Annotated in this window: 11 protein-coding genes and 1 tRNA gene; 5 read left to right on the forward strand and 7 right to left on the reverse strand. The window is 45.2% G+C overall.

What is annotated here, in order from left to right; all coding sequences use genetic code 11:
* Window positions 1-69: 69 nt before the first annotated feature.
* The 3 genes from K2Y18_09895 to K2Y18_09905 form a co-directional block, all read right to left on the reverse strand.
* Complete coding sequence (locus K2Y18_09895; protein MBX9806043.1) at window positions 70-759, reverse strand: 16S rRNA (guanine(527)-N(7))-methyltransferase RsmG; 690 nt, start codon at window positions 757-759, stop codon at window positions 70-72.
* 7 nt (window positions 760-766) lie between these two features.
* Window positions 767-3,259 carry a DNA translocase FtsK 4TM domain-containing protein gene (locus K2Y18_09900; protein MBX9806044.1) on the reverse strand — a complete coding sequence of 831 codons (2,493 nt, stop codon included), beginning with the start codon at window positions 3,257-3,259 and terminating at the stop codon, window positions 767-769.
* A 164-nt stretch (window positions 3,260-3,423) separates the two neighbouring features.
* Window positions 3,424-3,498, reverse strand: a tRNA-Thr gene (locus K2Y18_09905).
* Window positions 3,499-3,710: 212 nt separating this feature from the next.
* Here K2Y18_09905 and K2Y18_09910 point away from each other — a divergent pair.
* The 5 genes from K2Y18_09910 to infA all read left to right on the forward strand — a co-directional run bounded on the left by K2Y18_09910 (window position 3,711) and on the right by infA (window position 6,810).
* The gene (locus tag K2Y18_09910; protein ID MBX9806045.1) at window positions 3,711-3,860 is read left to right on the forward strand and encodes a hypothetical protein; all 150 of its coding nucleotides are present in this window, start codon (window positions 3,711-3,713) and stop codon (window positions 3,858-3,860) included.
* A 209-nt stretch (window positions 3,861-4,069) separates the two neighbouring features.
* Window positions 4,070-4,705, forward strand: a complete 636-nt coding sequence (gene dcd, locus K2Y18_09915) for a dCTP deaminase (protein MBX9806046.1) — start codon at window positions 4,070-4,072, stop codon at window positions 4,703-4,705.
* A gap of 46 nt (window positions 4,706-4,751) precedes the next feature.
* Window positions 4,752-6,017, forward strand: a complete 1,266-nt coding sequence (murA, locus tag K2Y18_09920) for a UDP-N-acetylglucosamine 1-carboxyvinyltransferase (protein MBX9806047.1) — start codon at window positions 4,752-4,754, stop codon at window positions 6,015-6,017.
* Window positions 6,018-6,027: 10 nt separating this feature from the next.
* The gene (locus tag K2Y18_09925) at window positions 6,028-6,507 is read left to right on the forward strand and encodes a DUF2948 family protein (protein MBX9806048.1); all 480 of its coding nucleotides are present in this window, start codon (window positions 6,028-6,030) and stop codon (window positions 6,505-6,507) included.
* 84 nt (window positions 6,508-6,591) lie between these two features.
* A complete protein-coding gene (gene infA, locus K2Y18_09930) occupies window positions 6,592-6,810 on the forward strand; it encodes a translation initiation factor IF-1 (GenBank protein MBX9806049.1) in 219 nt (72 codons plus the stop codon).
* Window positions 6,811-6,973: 163 nt separating this feature from the next.
* On the opposite strand, the gene K2Y18_09935 is transcribed toward infA, so the two are convergent.
* The 4 genes from K2Y18_09935 to K2Y18_09950 form a co-directional block, all read right to left on the reverse strand.
* Entirely contained in the window at window positions 6,974-7,816 is an 843-nt protein-coding gene (locus tag K2Y18_09935) for a helix-turn-helix transcriptional regulator (GenBank protein ID MBX9806050.1), read from the reverse strand.
* Window positions 7,817-8,200: 384 nt separating this feature from the next.
* A complete protein-coding gene (locus K2Y18_09940) occupies window positions 8,201-8,845 on the reverse strand; it encodes a LysE/ArgO family amino acid transporter (GenBank protein MBX9806051.1) in 645 nt (214 codons plus the stop codon).
* A 78-nt stretch (window positions 8,846-8,923) separates the two neighbouring features.
* Window positions 8,924-9,679 (reverse strand): prepilin-type N-terminal cleavage/methylation domain-containing protein, encoded by a 756-nt coding sequence (locus tag K2Y18_09945; GenBank protein MBX9806052.1) that lies wholly within the window; start codon window positions 9,677-9,679, stop codon window positions 8,924-8,926.
* 90 nt (window positions 9,680-9,769) lie between these two features.
* Window positions 9,770-15,740 (reverse strand): hypothetical protein (locus K2Y18_09950; protein ID MBX9806053.1); only part of this gene is annotated, 5,971 nt, incomplete at its 5' end.

Genomic DNA, 15,740 nt, shown 5'->3' on the forward strand with positions numbered 1-15,740 from the left:
CTTCATTTTACCCTTTGATAGAGTTTCTATAAGTATTTTAGAACTATTTAGGGTTTAGAAAATAATACCTTACTTACTTTTAAGATCACTAAGGAACAAAATAACACTATCAGATGAGGTAACACTAGGAAATGCCTGGCTTTCATAGGACCAAGAGTCTTGAGCTTGATCTACCTCCTCCTTCCACCGTCTCCCTTTATGAAAAATACCAATGGAGGCCTCTGAAGCCATATGAGTAGCCATTATGGAGCATAAGCTTACAAAATCAGTCATAGCCCGCGAAACAAAGACGTCATAAGTGCAAGATATATCTTCAACCCTTTGATTTAAGACAATTATATCAGTCCCAGTTTGCCTGGCAACTTCATCTAAAAAAACGCATTTCTTATGATTGCTTTCGCATAAAGTAACATTTTTATATCCACAGATAGCAAGGACCATACCCGGAAAACCAGCGCCAGAGCCAATATCAAGAATTGTGTTCGAAGAGTTATTAAACATAGTTTGATCATAAGGGGAGTCAAGCTTCATAGCCGACAGTAAATTGCCTTGATGGGAAATTAAAGATGCCCTGAATGCCTCATCTATTAAAGGAAGGATTTGTAAGGAGTCAAGAATATGACGAATCATGAAGCTACCGAGGGTATCTTGTTGAACAAGATTTGTTCGAGAATTCCACTCCCGCAATAGTCTTTCATATATCTCAAATCGACGATGTATTTCAGGCGATACAAGATGTTCTATTAATGGCAAAGTCATGGATAAATTATCTTAATACCTCACGTTTGCCAACATGGTTGGCCTGGCTTACAACACCATTCTTTTCCATCTGTTCAATAATGCCGGCGGCCTTATTATAACCAATCTGGAGGTGACGCTGAATGAAACTTGTCGAAGCTTTACCTTCTCGAACAACAAGATCAACGGCTTGAGTATAAAGTGTATCGACGGCTCTCCCCCCATCCTCATCAAAATTGATAAACTCACCTTCATCGTCGGTCACACTTTCAATGTAGACAGGCTCAGCTTGAGATTTTAAGAAAGCGACGATACGCTCCACCTCCTCGTCCTTTACAAACGGGCCGTGGACGCGGGTAATACGACCACCACCGGCCATATAAAGCATATCCCCCTGACCCAAGAGCTGCTCTGCCCCTTGCTCTCCCAAAATTGTACGGCTATCAATCTTAGAGGTGACCTGAAAACTAATACGGGTCGGGAAGTTCGCCTTAATCGTCCCCGTAATAACATCAACAGATGGCCTTTGGGTTGCCATGATCAAATGGATGCCGGCCGCGCGCGCCATTTGGGCGAGACGTTGGACGGCGGCTTCAATCTCTTTACCTGCAACCATCATGAGGTCCGCCATTTCATCAACAACAACGACAATATAAGGCAGGGTCTCAAGATCAAGCGGTTGATTCTCGAAGATTGGCTTACCAGAATCAGGATCAAACCCTGTTTGGACACGACGGACAAGCATTTCTCCCGTTTGTCGAGCTTCCTTGACACGCACATTATATCCATCGATATTACGAACGCCCAATTTAGACATTGCGCGATACCGATTCTCCATCTCGCGGACTGCCCACTTTAAAGCAACGATGGCCTTCTTGGGATCCGTAACAACAGGTGAAAGTAAATGGGGAATTCCATCATAAACAGACAGCTCAAGCATTTTCGGGTCAATCATAATGAATTTACATTGATCCGGTGACAGGCGGAAGAGAAGGGACAGAATCATCGTATTTACGGCAACGGATTTCCCTGAGCCTGTGGTTCCCGCAACCAAAAGATGAGGCATACGGGTCAAATCAGCAATGACAGGTTGCCCGCCAATATCCTTACCCAAAATCAACGCCAGGTGTGTCGTCGTCTTCTCGTAAGCATCTGTTTGAAGAAGCTCACGCAAATAAACAGTCTCCCTTGTCGCATTTGGCAATTCAATACCAATGACATTGCGTCCTGGGATAACCGCGATACGAGCGGACAAAGCGCTCATGGACCGCGCGATATCATCCGCAAGCCCAATGACTCGAGAAGTCTTAATTCCTGCGGCTGGTTTAAATTCATACATTGTTACAACAGGGCCGGGGCGAACGGTGACAACTTCTCCCCGAACTCCAAATTCCTCCAACACAGTCTTCAAATGATAGGCTGACTCTTCTAGGATTTTTGGATCAATGGCCTGGGTTGTCTTTCGCAACAAAGGATCAAGCAGATCGCAGGAAGGTAATTCATAATCTTCCCACCCTATGGAACCTGCATCAGTCGTCGAATCATAAGAGTATAATGTCTTGGTCGGACTCTTCTTTGAAATATAGGATGAAACTTCTTCAAGAACATCCCCGTCTTCTGAATCCTGCAAAGGAGCATCAGGCCAAATTATAGGTGTCTCTGATCGATCCGTTTCCATTGGGGGGGCAAAGATCTCTCTATCTTCTGGCATGATATTCAGGTCAGGAGAAACAATAACAGGTGACCTCCCCTCATTGGGGTCCATGTCCTTAGTAACTTTAAGAGCAAACGGGGATACTGGTTTCTTCTTGGACAAGACAAGCTTGTTGAATTCGTGATCAGAAAGGTCTTCGCGGCGCCGTCCCTTAAAGAGGCGACGGGTGAGAAGGTCATAAAACCAAAGGATAATTCTACCAAATACAAGGCCCATGCCCATAATGGCTCGTCCGACCTGTTTGAAAGAGAGGCCCAAGCTCAAGAGCAACAAGAAGAATGACGTAACTGAGAACACCAAGCCAACGGCAATGTAGGACGCCCAAGAGGAGCCAATAATGTGGTGAATTTGACTCAAAAAGATATCCCCGAGAGCGCCGCCTAAGCTGTTAGGAAGAAGCCAGGTTTTGGGCGGTGTGCATTGAGCCGCAACACAAGCACTCAAGAGAACAGCACACACCAAGGCAAAAATTCTAAATGTAGTCCATTTCAAGGGGAGCGAAATCAAGGACCGGATGCCCCACCCCAAAAGAGCAACGATAAAAAATACTGCAGATAGGCCGAATGTTTGGAGCAGGACGTCGGCCACAACAGCACCGGGAAAGGCCAAAATATTATTGGCCGGGCCCTCAATGGCTAAATTCCAAGACGGATCAGAAGAATGATAGGTTCCCAAAATAGCTGCCAACATAACGGCCAAAAAAATCGTAAACAAACCCATAAACTGACCAGCGCGCCGCCTCAAAAAAGCCGTCACTCCAGAAGGTAAAAAGGCATGCCTGCTATAAGAGCGGGAAGATAAAGCCATAAATCTAATCTACCTAAACTAAAAATTAACCGTTACGCTTGAAATCTTTAAAGTTTGAGAATTACCTAAAGAGCCCGTAAACATAACATCTACACGCTTCTGAATTTTTATACCATGATTTGAAAAATTGATGAAGGTGAATTCGGCAGAAAAAACATAATTGCTGGTGCCGCCGGAGAGAATCGAACTCTCGACCCCACCCTTACCAAGGGTGTGCTCTACCACTGAGCCACGGCGGCATGTCATGACCCAGAAACCATGACATAGGTATAGTCAGGATTCAAGATGAAATTAGAAAAACCAAGTTGATTTTGTTATCGAAATCCTCGAGTCTGTGCACATTTCTCTCAGTGTGAAGGGAAATACACCCTCAACCTAATGATTTGCAATAGAGGAGCAATTGATATAATTAAATATGAAGATAGATTTCCTCAAAAAAGGCCAGAAATACATGACGACAAGCCAACAGAAGCCACCCCCCAAGACGAAAGGGGCTAAATCCGAACGACAAAAGCGCCTCAGTACTGCTTTACGGGAAAATTTACGCAAAAGAAAGGCTCAGAGCCAGGAGCGGGAAAAGTCGAAGGCTTCTGAGGTTTGAATAGCGTTTATAATCAGATAGTTACGTCATTGCGAGGAGCGGTGACGTAATGAGTCGGGTGAGGAGTGGTAATGATAGATAATTAATCATTATAGTCGAATCCTTGCGCATCTATCCGTCCCCCCTTTCAAAAAAACACCTCCAAAAAAGTCTAAAAGTCGTGTACGTTTATTTACAAAGCCCGTTTTCTAGATAAAGGTGATCAATACATGTCCATTTTGCCCGACCGTTGGATTCGTGAACAAGCGCTGAAGCACAAAATGATTGAACCCTTTGTGGACAATCAAGTTCGCGAAGCTGAAAGTCATGAAGATGTTTTGAAAGTGGTTAATGCCTCACAACTTTCGCGTGTGCAGAGTTCACCCCAAAAGGCCAATAGTGTTATCTCGTATGGCGTCTCCTCTTATGGATACGATGCCCGCGTGGCAGATGAATTTAAGATCTTCACAAACGTGGATAGTGCCATTGTAGACCCGAAAGCCTTTTCGCCGTCCAGTTTTGTGGATCGTAAAACCGATGTGTGTATAATTCCCCCTAACAGCTTTGCCCTTGCCCGCACCGTCGAGTATTTCCGTGTGCCTCGCGATGTATTGGTTATTTGCCTTGGCAAGTCCACTTACGCCCGCTGTGGAATTATCGTAAATGTCACGCCCTTAGAGCCCGAGTGGGAAGGCCACGTCACCTTAGAGTTTTCTAATACAACGCCGCTTCCGGCCAAAATTTATGCCAATGAAGGCGCTTGCCAATTCCTCTTTTTAAAGGCGGATACAGTTTGCGACGTCTCTTACCGCGACCGCCTGGGCAAATATATGGGGCAAGTAGGCGTCACCTTACCACGCCTCTAATCCCTCATCGACAATGACAAGTAATTGAAAGGACAGATAAAAGACCATGCAGCAGATTAAAATCAAAGGGGGTATTCCCCTGAAAGGGGAAATTTCCATCAGTGGCGCTAAAAATGCGGCGCTCCCCCTCATGACCGCTGCTCTCTTGACCGATGAGCCCTTGACCTTAACGAATATGCCCGATTTGGCCGATATCACTTCGATGCTGGCGCTTCTGGATCAGCACGGCGTTCAAGTGAGCTCTGATTTAGAGAATAAGACCCTGACGCTGACCGCAAACACAATTCACAACACAACCGCGCCTTATGACATTGTGCGTAAAATGCGTGCCTCCATATTGGTTTTAGGGCCTCTTTTGGCCCGGTGTGGCCAAGCTCAAGTCTCTTTGCCAGGTGGCTGTGCCATTGGTGTTCGACCCATTGACATCCATTTGAGTGGCTTGCAGGATTTAGGTGCCGAGATCGATTTGCTGGACGGCTATATTCATGCAAAAGCCCCGAAGGGCCTCATCGGGACCACCATTACCATGCCCATCATTTCTGTGACCGCTACGGAAAATCTCATGATGGCCGCCACTCTTGCAAAAGGAGAGACGCGCCTTATTAATGCGGCACGTGAACCTGAGATTATTGACTTGGCCAATTGCTTGAACGCCATGGGTGCCGACATTTCGGGCGCAGGCACGGATACAATTATCATTCAAGGCATAAAAACCCTTCACGGGGCAACTCACCGGGTGATCCCTGATCGTATTGAAACAGGGACTTATGCGATGGCAGCCGCCATCACGAAGGGGTCTATTCATTTGAAGAATACCTCTCTGGATTTGATACCATCGGCTTCGGCTCTTCTCCAAAAAGCAGGGATTACTTTGACTCCTACGGACCAGGGATTTCAGGTGAACGCCTCTTCTGGAGATATTCAAGGGGTTGACGTTATGACCGAGCCCTATCCTGGGTTTGCAACTGACCTACAAGCCCAAATGATGGCTTTGATGAGCATTTGCAATGGGGCGTCGATGGTCACAGAAACCATTTGGGAGAACCGTTTTATGCATGTGCCGGAACTGTGCCGAATGGGAGCAAACATCACGGTTCATAGCTCTTCTGCTCTTGTTCGGGGTGTCCCTAACCTGCGGGGAGCCCCTGTTATGGCAACTGACTTGCGGGCATCGGTCTGTTTAGTGTTGGCTGGCCTTGCGGCCGAAGGAGAAACTTTAATTAGTCGCGTTTATCATCTTGATCGCGGATACGAACGGGTGGAAGATAAGTTAGGAAGATGTGGAGCGCATATCGAACGAATCGCTGAATAAAGGAGTTCGCATGACCAAGGATTTTGTGCCACTTCGGCTACTCGCCCATGATGAAGAAGACCTAACAATAATGGCAGCCCACCTGCAGGATGCCTTACTCCCCTTGGTTTCTATGGTTTATGAACCAAAACAAGCCACCTTTACCCTGTTAGCGAATAGATTCTGTTGGGAACACCCCCCCGTCGACCATGAAGGCCAGCCGATGTATCACCGCATTCACTCCGGCATCACCTTCAAAAATATTGATAAAGTTCATCATCGCGGATTTGATCGCAAAGGCAAGACCCGGATACTCAACCTTTTGACGATTCATGCGAAAAGAGCAGGCGCCATTCACCTTGTCTGCTCCCAAGCCCATGAAATTCGCCTTGAAACAAAGGATTTGCACTGCCATTTAGGCGATTTGCATCATCCTTGGCCTACCCGAAAGAAGCCAATGCATATTCATGAACATATTGAAGCATTGCAAGGAGCGGGTTTATTAAAATAAAGAATGAAAGTCTTGGCTTATTATGCTAAACAGACAGTAAAATCAGTATTGGTATGATTATTTTTAGGAGCGAGTCAAAGTCGTATGGCAAAAGAAGATTTAATTGAATTCAGTGGTATCGTGATCGAGCTCCTCCCCAATGCAATGTTTCGTGTTCGTTTAGAAAACGATCATGTTATTTTAGCCCATACCTCTGGCAAGATGCGCAAAAACCGTATTCGCGTTCTGGTCGGGGACACTGTCACTGTTGAAATGACCCCCTATGATTTGACCAAAGGTCGCATCACTTTCCGTCAGAAGTAAGCTAAATTCAAGGAAAGTCCACCAAGATTCACCCCATTGGGTTATAACTCTGGCAATAAAACAGATAACTTTAATTCATTTGATTTTCTTAACATTGCCACTACCAATTGTCGTCATCCACAGACACCTTCGGTGTCACCTGTTTCCATGACTCATTAGTATCTCAACTTGCTTCTTTTTGCTTCCTAGGTTTTGTATCCTCAGAGATTTTTTCTTCTTTAACCTGAACTAGATCAATATCTATTTTTCCTGTACCAAAGTTTTTAAATGATTGCAGGGCCAAATCCCTCAAAGTTAGTCCAGTCCGTGTTTTCAAGCGTGCCAGGTGCGTTTCAACTGTCCGGGGAGACATGGAAAGAATAGACCCTATTTCCTTATAGGATTTGCCCTCTTGTAAGAGCTGTAAACAAAGGGCTTCATAGGTCGTTATGTAATCATTTAAGCCTTCCCCAATTTTGAAACGAGACGACCGCTGAGGTAAAAAGAAAGGCCTGCCACTCAGTCCAGGTTTCAACGTTACACCCTTAATGCGTTGCTGGCTTATTTTTTCAATGAGCGCTTTGGCTATCTTAGGGAAAAGTTCAGAGAACATTTGAAGATCTTTCAAGATTTGAAGGTAGTATGATGAGGGTGAAAGATGCAGTTCTGACATTGCGAATGTTGTACAATCGTAAAACTTTTTTCGCCGGCTAATGATCGTGAGACCATGATAAATTTGATTCTCTTCACGGGTTAAAGAATGGACTTCCGGTGTTAAGAATTCATCCCAGAAATAGATTGGTGATTGGTGGATATATGTTGGAATCGTGTAGGAGGGTTCAACGAAATTATTTTCAAAAAAATCTTTAAAAAACATAGGGTTGTTTGCCAAAACAATATACGACTCATCTTTATAGATTCGTTTAAACTGAAAGTAAGATAATCCACGCGGAACAATAAAAAACTTACATATATTATCAACAGCTTCTGCGATAAGAGCCAAGTTTTTAAAATCTATGTTTTGCATCAGTAACATCCTTATATTTAACTGGATGAACCTCCGAAACTAAGACAGAACTTATTTAATATCCATCATTGCAAGTAATTACTGCTGCAATTTATCAGAGTATCAGTGCAAGTTTTTTAGCACAGACCCACAATAAAACACGTACGGGATCAACCCTGACAAAGATTCTTCATAATCTCTATACTGTTCATCATGTCTGGCTAGTAAGGGATTATATTTCAAGATGTCGCTTTCATGGATCTATGAGAACTTACTACCAAATAATTTAGAAGTAACGTCAAGTTACCCATAAATGGAGAACATATTTGTTCTCAAGGGCCACGCGGAGCCCCAATCCGCGACCAATCTTCCTCCTTCATCAACTGAGTTTGGAGTAACTCTCATTCAACCTGTACACATTATATCCTGCATACCGAAGATGAGCATTAAGGCAATTAGCCACATCACACACCCTATGATAAAGTCCAGTATTTTCCAGGCGATAGGCTTTTGAAACAAGGGTCCGAGAAACTGCGCTCCAAATCCCAAACTAAAAAACCAGACAAAGGAGGCAACGATCGCACCTAAGGTGAAATAAAAGCGTTCAAAGGATGGGAATTGCGCGCCGATACTGCCCACCAAAACGACCGTGTCTAGATATACATGCGGGTTTAAAAGACTTAACGCTAACACAGTTGTGATGGACTCTTTAAGAGTCGGCATATGTCCTCTTCCCTTATTTATCTTCAAGGATTCAGTCTTAAAAATGCTGCGAAAGGAACGCAAGCCATAGTAAAAGAGAAAAGCCGCCCCACCCCACCGTGCAATGGCCAAAAGGAGACTGCTAGAGGTTAAGAGGCGCCCAAACCCTCCGACACCCAACATGATGAGAAAAGCATCAATGACGGCACAAATCAGGACCGTGACCAACACATGATTTTTCAGAATACCTTGCTTCAAGACAAAGGCATTCTGAGCGCCAATAGCGATAATGAGACCTGCGCCCGTTCCAAATCCTTCGAGTAAGGGTGTAATACATACATGAGCCATGGAAGGGTCCCTTTCAGAAGTGTATATTCCTGATCTATTCGTATAATTTTTTCAAATCGTACGCAAGAGTCGAACCGTTTACTTTTCCTCACTGCCAGTCTTTTTTTGGTCCTCCTTTTTTGGTAGGACAGGAGCTTCATAGGAAGTCTTTTCAGGGGTCGATCGGGTGCAAGGAGCACGACCATAAATGGCAAGAAGATTCTGGGCCGTGACCCAAACAACCTTATGAGAAAAGGGATTTGCGGGATCATAACTGATCGGGCGATCGATAACTTGATCCCTCGACTGAGTGTTGAGTTCCTCATCTTTTCCAATGGGTGGCGGATGTGAGGGATTTGGATACGCCCCCCTTCCTTGGGGCCCGTGACTGATCAACGCAACGGCAATTTTTGTAGAGCTTGCTTCCTTTTCTCCTCCCTTAACCGTTAACTGTATATTTTGATTCAATAGATAACATAAGTTACCTCCCAATTGCCTTATCAGTTCAGTGGGTGTTTTAGCGAAAACATCATCAACCTTATAGGTAAACCAGCGGTGATACCCATCCTTTGCGAGAGCTTCAGGTATGCCTAACGCGCCAAAAGGAACAATCCCCTGTACCCGGCCGGGAGTGCTCTTACCTGTAAAGTCACCGGCATAAGGCAACTTTTTGTGTTGAAGGGCATAGCTCGAAAGCGCAAAAAGGATTTTTTCTTGATTCTGGGTAGTTGTTGAAGCCTTTTGCCACTCCATCATGACTTTGAGCGCAGGCATGGTCAGACCACCGATCAACCCAATGATAATTAACACAACGGCCATTTCAATGAGGGAAAAACCAGGAAGATTGCGGCGCATGGTCAGTTTCGACTTTTTCTGTTTTTCTAAAGAACTACCATACCCTTACAACCAAAAGAAGAGTTATTTGAAGCGGAGAATTCTTTCAACTTAAACAAAAGTTACATTTGTAACTGAAGCATTTAATGCTTCCAAGGCTGCAAAGCTTGAAAGGGTGATATCATAGAAGGTTATTGACCCGCCTCCCGAAAATGTTACAACGGTATCGTCTATTCCCGCCAAACCACCAACAGATGTTGTTGTAAAGGTGCTTGAAGCATCAAGCAGGGCAAGATTGGCTCCAGCTCCCTTGAATTGCAAAATATCTGCATTAGCACCCGTCGCTGTAAGGTCCACAATAATATCTGCATCATTACCGACTTTTCCAAGTCCTCCAATCGTGTCTAATTGAAACACAAATGTGTCACTACTGGTGCCGCCGGTTAAGATGTTCGTATTAATATCTCCTTCTAGGGTATCACTAAAGGCAGAACCGAGAAGATTTTCAATACCTGTAAATGTGTCTCCTAGAGCTTCCCCTGTGTTTGATGCGGGCACAGACAAAGATGCAGAAACCCCTGTCGCAGCATTTGTGTAGGATGCAGTGTCAATTCCTAAACCACCATTTAGAGTATCTCCCCCTAAACCGCCTTCAAGAATATTGTCTCCATTATTTCCCGTCAGAATGTCGCTAAAGGCAGAACCCCGGAGATTTTCGATACTGGTATAAGTATCCCCTAAAGCATCTCCGGTATTAGACCCAGGTGTGAGAAGAGATGCAGTTACACCTCCTAAAGCTGTTTCATAAGAAGCGATGTCAGTCCCCGTTCCCCCATCTAGGGAGTCAGCTCCAGCCCCTCCAATCAAAAGATCATTTCCAGCATTGCCGGACAGACTGTTCGCTGATGCATTCCCATTGAGTACGTCATCGAATATTGATCCGAGAAGATTTTCAATGTTCGCATATGTGTCCCCAAAAGCTTCGCCTGTATTTGTGGCTGGTAATGAGAGAGAGGCAGATACCCCTGTTGTAGCATTAGAGTAGGACGCAGTATCAACACCAAGGCCACCATCGAGTGTATCCGCCCCTAATCCCCCCTCAAGGACGTTCACCCCACTATCCCCTGTCAGGGTGTCATTGAATGACGATCCCCGTAAATTTTCAACACTAGTGTAAGTATCTCCCGCTGCATCTCCTGTGTTTGATCCAGGCGTAAGAAGTGATGCAGTAACCCCCACCAAAGCTGTCTCATATGAAGCCGTATCAGTTCCATTTCCACCATTCAAGATATCACCATCAACTCCTCCGATAAGAATATCATTGCCATCGTCACCGTTAAGTGTATCAATCCCTTCATTCCCATTTAAGGTATCTACTCCAGCATCGCCATTTAGGATGTTAGCATTTGCATCTCCTGTGAGGGTATCATTGAAGGCAGATCCACGTATATTCTCGAAGTTAGAGTAGATATCCCCAACAGCACTACCACCACTCGCTTTCAATGCGGCTGTGGCTCCGGTAAAATTGATAGTTACAGCTGCAGAAGAATGCTCGTAGGACAAGGTGTCACCTGCTAATGTATTACTACCCCCATCAAGAGTATCTGCCCCAAGGCCACCTTCTATGACATTGTTTCCATTATCGCCAATGAGGGTATCACTAAAAGCAGAACCAAGAAGAATTTCAATGCTCGTATAGGTGTCCCCAATAGCTTCGCCGGTATTTGTGGCTGGCAATAAGAGAGACGCAGAAACACCTGTTGTTGCATTTGCGTAGGACGCAGTATCAAGACCAAGGCCGCCATTCATTTGGTCTCCACCTTGCCTTCCTTCCAGGACATTGTCTCCATTATCACCCGTGAGGATATCATCAAAATCAGACCCGCGGAGATTGTCGATATTGCTATAAGTGTCTCCCAATGCATCACCTGTATTTATCGCGGGTGTTGTCAATGATGCTGTAACGCCTGTCAAAGCAGTCTCATAAGAAGCTATGTCAATGCCACTTGTCCCATTCAGGATATCGGCTCCAGATCCGCCAATCAGAACATCATTGCCATTTCCTCCATTAAGGGTATCATTATCAGCACTTCCATCTAAAATATCGTCACCATCGTCGCCATTTAGAATATCATTTTCAGTACCGCCAATCAGGATATCATTTCCACTGCCGCCGTTTAAGGTATCCGCGCCTGCGTTACCGGCTAGGGTGTCATTTCCTGTGTTTCCATTTAATATGTTTGCGTTTGCATCCCCTGTAAGAGTGTCATTAAATGCAGAGCCTCGGATATTTTCGAAGTTGGTGTATATATCTCCTGTAGCGTCACCACCATTGGCTCTCAAGATAGCTGTAGCGCCAGTGAAATCAATAGTTACGCTGGCAGCAGAGTGTTCATAGGAAAGAGTATCTCCCAAAATTGTGTTCCCGCCCCCATCAAGCGTATCAGCTTCTATACCTCCTTCAATAAGGTTGTCAGAAGAATTGCCTGTGAGAGTATCCATAAAGGCAGATCCTCGTAAATTTTCGATTGAAGAAAGTGTGTCCCCCGTGGCATCCCCGTCAGAAATGAAACTCGCTGCTCCTGTATTATCCAGAATAACAGTAACACCAGCATCGGAATGTTCATATGATGCGGTATCGATTCCAGATCCACCGTTTATCTGATCTGCGCCACCCCCTCCTTCCAGGACATTGTTTGCCGTATTTCCTGTAAGAATGTCATTAAAAGTAGATCCTCTTATATTTTCGAAATTGCTGTACACATCCCCTGTAGCATCACCTCCGTTGGCTTTTAGGATGGCGGTAGCACCAGTAAAATCTATCGTAACTCCTGCAGAAGAATGCTCATAGGATAAGGTGTCACCATCTGTTGCATTACTACCCCCATCAAGATTATCTCCCCCTAAGCCCCCCTCAATTTCATTGTCAGAAGCATTGCCTGTTAGAATATCGTTAAAATTAGATCCTCTTAGATTTTGAATATTTTGATATGTGTCTCCTGCCGCATCTCCCGTATTTATGTTGGGTGCATTTAAAGAGGCAGTAACCCCAATAAGAGCCGTTTCATAAGAAGCTGTATTAATGTTAGCTTCCCCATTTAAGGCATCAGCACCGGAGCCTCCAATAAGAATATCATTGCCGTTTCCCCCAACTAGGGTATCATTGTCAGCTCCTCCGTCTAAAATATCGTCACCATCAGAGCCAATTAAAAGATCAGTCCCAGCATTTCCAATGAGGAGATCGTTACCCGCATTGCCATTTATCAAATTATTATTGGCATCTCCTTCGAGAGTGTCATCAAAAGCAGATCCCGTAAGGTTTTCGATGCTAATGTAAGTATCTCCCAATGCATCTCCAGTGTTTGACGCCGGTGTTAAGAGAGAGGCGGTAACTGAAGTTAAGGCCGTTGCATACGAAGCCGTATCAGTACCATTTCCGCCATCAAGAACATCGGCGCCAGAACCGCCATCCAAAATATCATTACCATCGCCCCCAATAAGCGTATCGATACCCCCATTTCCAGTTAAGGTATCAGCTCCGCCACCACCAGATAATACATTTGCATTGCCATCGCCAGTGAGGCTGTCGTTAGATGAAGATCCTCGAATATTTTCGAAATTAGTGTAAACATCCCCTATAGCATCGCCACCGAAGGCTCTTAAGGCAGCGGTAGCCCCTGTAAAATTAATAGTTACTCCCGATAAAGAATGTTCGTAGGACAAAGTATCTCCAAAGCTCGTGTTGCCACCACCATTAAGCGTGTCTAATGAGGAACCTCCTTCAATAACATTGTCTGAATCATTTCCTGTGAGAACATCGTTTAAAGAGGATCCACGAAGATTTTCGATCGAACTAAAAGTGTCTCCCACCGTATCTCCCCCGGAAAGGGAGCTTGCTGATCCATCATTCGCTAAAACAATTGTAACGGCAGCAAAAGAATGCTCATAGGAAGCGGTATCATTCCCCAAACCCCCATCTAGTTGATCTGCGCCAAGTCCTCCTTCTAGGCTATTGTCTGAATCATTTCCTGTGAGAATATCATTTAAAGAGGATCCACGAAGATTTTCGATCGAACTAAAGGTGTCTCCTACCGCATCCCCTCCTGAAGTGGTACTTGCCGAACCGTCATTCGCTAAAACAATTGTAACGGCAGCAGAAGAATGCTCATAGGAAGCGGTATCACTCCCTAAACCTCCATCTAGCTGATCTGCGCCAAGTCCTCCTTCTAGAGTATTATCTGCTCTATTTCCGATGAGGGTATCCCCAAAAGAAGACCCCCGGATATTTTCGAAATTCGTGTAAATATCTCCTTCAGCATCCCCCCCACTAGCCTTTAAGTCAGGAGATGCGCCCGTAAAATTGATAGTGACGGACGCGGATGAGTGCTCATATGACAGAGTGTCTCCTGAGCTTGTATTGTTACCGCCGTCTAGCTGGTCTGCACCAATTCCCCCCTCTAGTGCATTGTCAACAGTGTTTCCTGTGAGAATGTCATTAAAAGCTGATCCTCGAAGATTTTCTATGCTATTATAGGTATCTCCAGCTGCATCTCCAGTATTTGAGGCGGGTGTAAGAAGTGAAGCCGTAACCCCAAATGTAGAAGTTTCATAGGAAGCCGTGTCAGTGCCTGTTCCTCCGTTAAGTGTGTCTGCCTCACCTCCCCCAATCAGGGTATCATTTCCTACATTCCCATTTAATAAATTAGCACCTTCATCCCCATACAGAGTGTCATCAAAAGCAGACCCATTCAGATTTTCAATGCTATTATATGTATCTCCTGTGGCTTCTCCGGTGTTTAATGCCGGCGTTAGAAGGGAGGCGGTGACGCCAGTTAAGGCATTGCTGTAAGAAGCTGTGTCTGAACCAAGACCACCGTCCATTTGATCAGCACCCTGTCCACCTTCAATTAAGTTATTATTATCATCACCAATCAAGATATCATCAAAATTAGATCCCCGAAGATTCTCAATACTAATATAAGTATCTCCCGCGGCATCTCCTGTATTTGATGCCGGTGTTTGAAGAGATACCGTAACCCCTGTTAAGGCGGAGGCGTAAGAAGCCGTATCAGTGTTAGCTCCTCCATCTAAGACATCTGCCCCTGCTCCGCCGGTGAGGACATCATTTCCACTGCCGCCGCTTAGGATATTGCCATTGGCATCTCCAATGAGCGTGTCATTAAATACGGAGCCAGTAAGATTGTCGATGCTATTATAAGTATCCCCTGCGGCGTCTCCTGTATTTGATGCCGGTGTGAGGAGGGAGGCAGTAACACCAATTGAAGCAGTCACATAGGATGCTGTGTCATTGCCACTTCCTCCATCTAAGACATCGGCGCCTGATCCACCAATGAGCGTGTCATTATCATTCCCCCCATTTAAAGTGTCATTATCACCTCCGCCATCTAAGGTGTCATTGCCGTCATCGCCATTGAGGATATCTGCCCCAGCATTGCCTAATAGAGCGTCATCCCCAATATTTCCGCTGAGGACGTTCCCATTAATATCTCCCGTGAGAATATCGTTAAAAGCTGATCCACGGAGATTTTCGATGCTAATGTACGTATCCCCTTGCGCATCTCCGGTGTTTAATGCCGGGGTTAGAAAAGAAGCGGTAACTCCAGTTAAGGCGGTTTCATAGGAAGCCGTATCAGAGCCCGTTCCCCCGTTTAGAATGTCTGCCCCACTTCCCCCAATGAGGGTGTCATTTCCTACATTGCCGTTTAAACTATTAGAACCTTCATTGCCAACAAGAGTGTCGTCAAAGTTTGATCCAATAAGGTTTTCAATGCTAATGTACGTATCCCCTGCAGCATCTCCTGTATTTGATGCCGGTGTGAGAAGAGATGCCGTAACCCCCGTTAAGGCGGAGGTGTAAGAAGCTGTATCAGTGTTAGCTCCTCCATCTAAGACGTCTGCTCCGGCTCCTCCGGTGAGGACATCATTTCCATTGCCGCCGCTTAGGATATTGCCATTGGCATCTCCAATGAGCGTGTCATTAAATCCGGAGCCAGTAAGATTGTCGATGCTATTATAAGTATCCCCTGCGGCGTCTCCTGTATTTGATGCCGGTGTGAGGAGG

This window comes from Alphaproteobacteria bacterium, assembly GCA_019746225.1.
GTDB lineage: Bacteria > Pseudomonadota > Alphaproteobacteria > Paracaedibacterales > VGCI01 > VGCI01.

Coding starts and splice junctions, on each gene's coding strand:
- K2Y18_09895 (MBX9806043.1), bottom strand. CDS start 759: ATGACTTTGCCATTAATAGAACATCTTGTATCGCCTGAAATACATCGT.
- dcd (MBX9806046.1), top strand. CDS start 4,070: ATGTCCATTTTGCCCGACCGTTGGATTCGTGAACAAGCGCTGAAGCAC.
- K2Y18_09935 (MBX9806050.1), bottom strand. CDS start 7,816: ATGCAAAACATAGATTTTAAAAACTTGGCTCTTATCGCAGAAGCTGTT.
- K2Y18_09900 (MBX9806044.1), bottom strand. CDS start 3,259: ATGGCTTTATCTTCCCGCTCTTATAGCAGGCATGCCTTTTTACCTTCT.
- K2Y18_09925 (MBX9806048.1), top strand. CDS start 6,028: ATGACCAAGGATTTTGTGCCACTTCGGCTACTCGCCCATGATGAAGAA.
- infA (MBX9806049.1), top strand. CDS start 6,592: ATGGCAAAAGAAGATTTAATTGAATTCAGTGGTATCGTGATCGAGCTC.
- murA (MBX9806047.1), top strand. CDS start 4,752: ATGCAGCAGATTAAAATCAAAGGGGGTATTCCCCTGAAAGGGGAAATT.
- K2Y18_09910 (MBX9806045.1), top strand. CDS start 3,711: ATGACGACAAGCCAACAGAAGCCACCCCCCAAGACGAAAGGGGCTAAA.
- K2Y18_09940 (MBX9806051.1), bottom strand. CDS start 8,845: ATGGCTCATGTATGTATTACACCCTTACTCGAAGGATTTGGAACGGGC.
- K2Y18_09945 (MBX9806052.1), bottom strand. CDS start 9,679: ATGCGCCGCAATCTTCCTGGTTTTTCCCTCATTGAAATGGCCGTTGTG.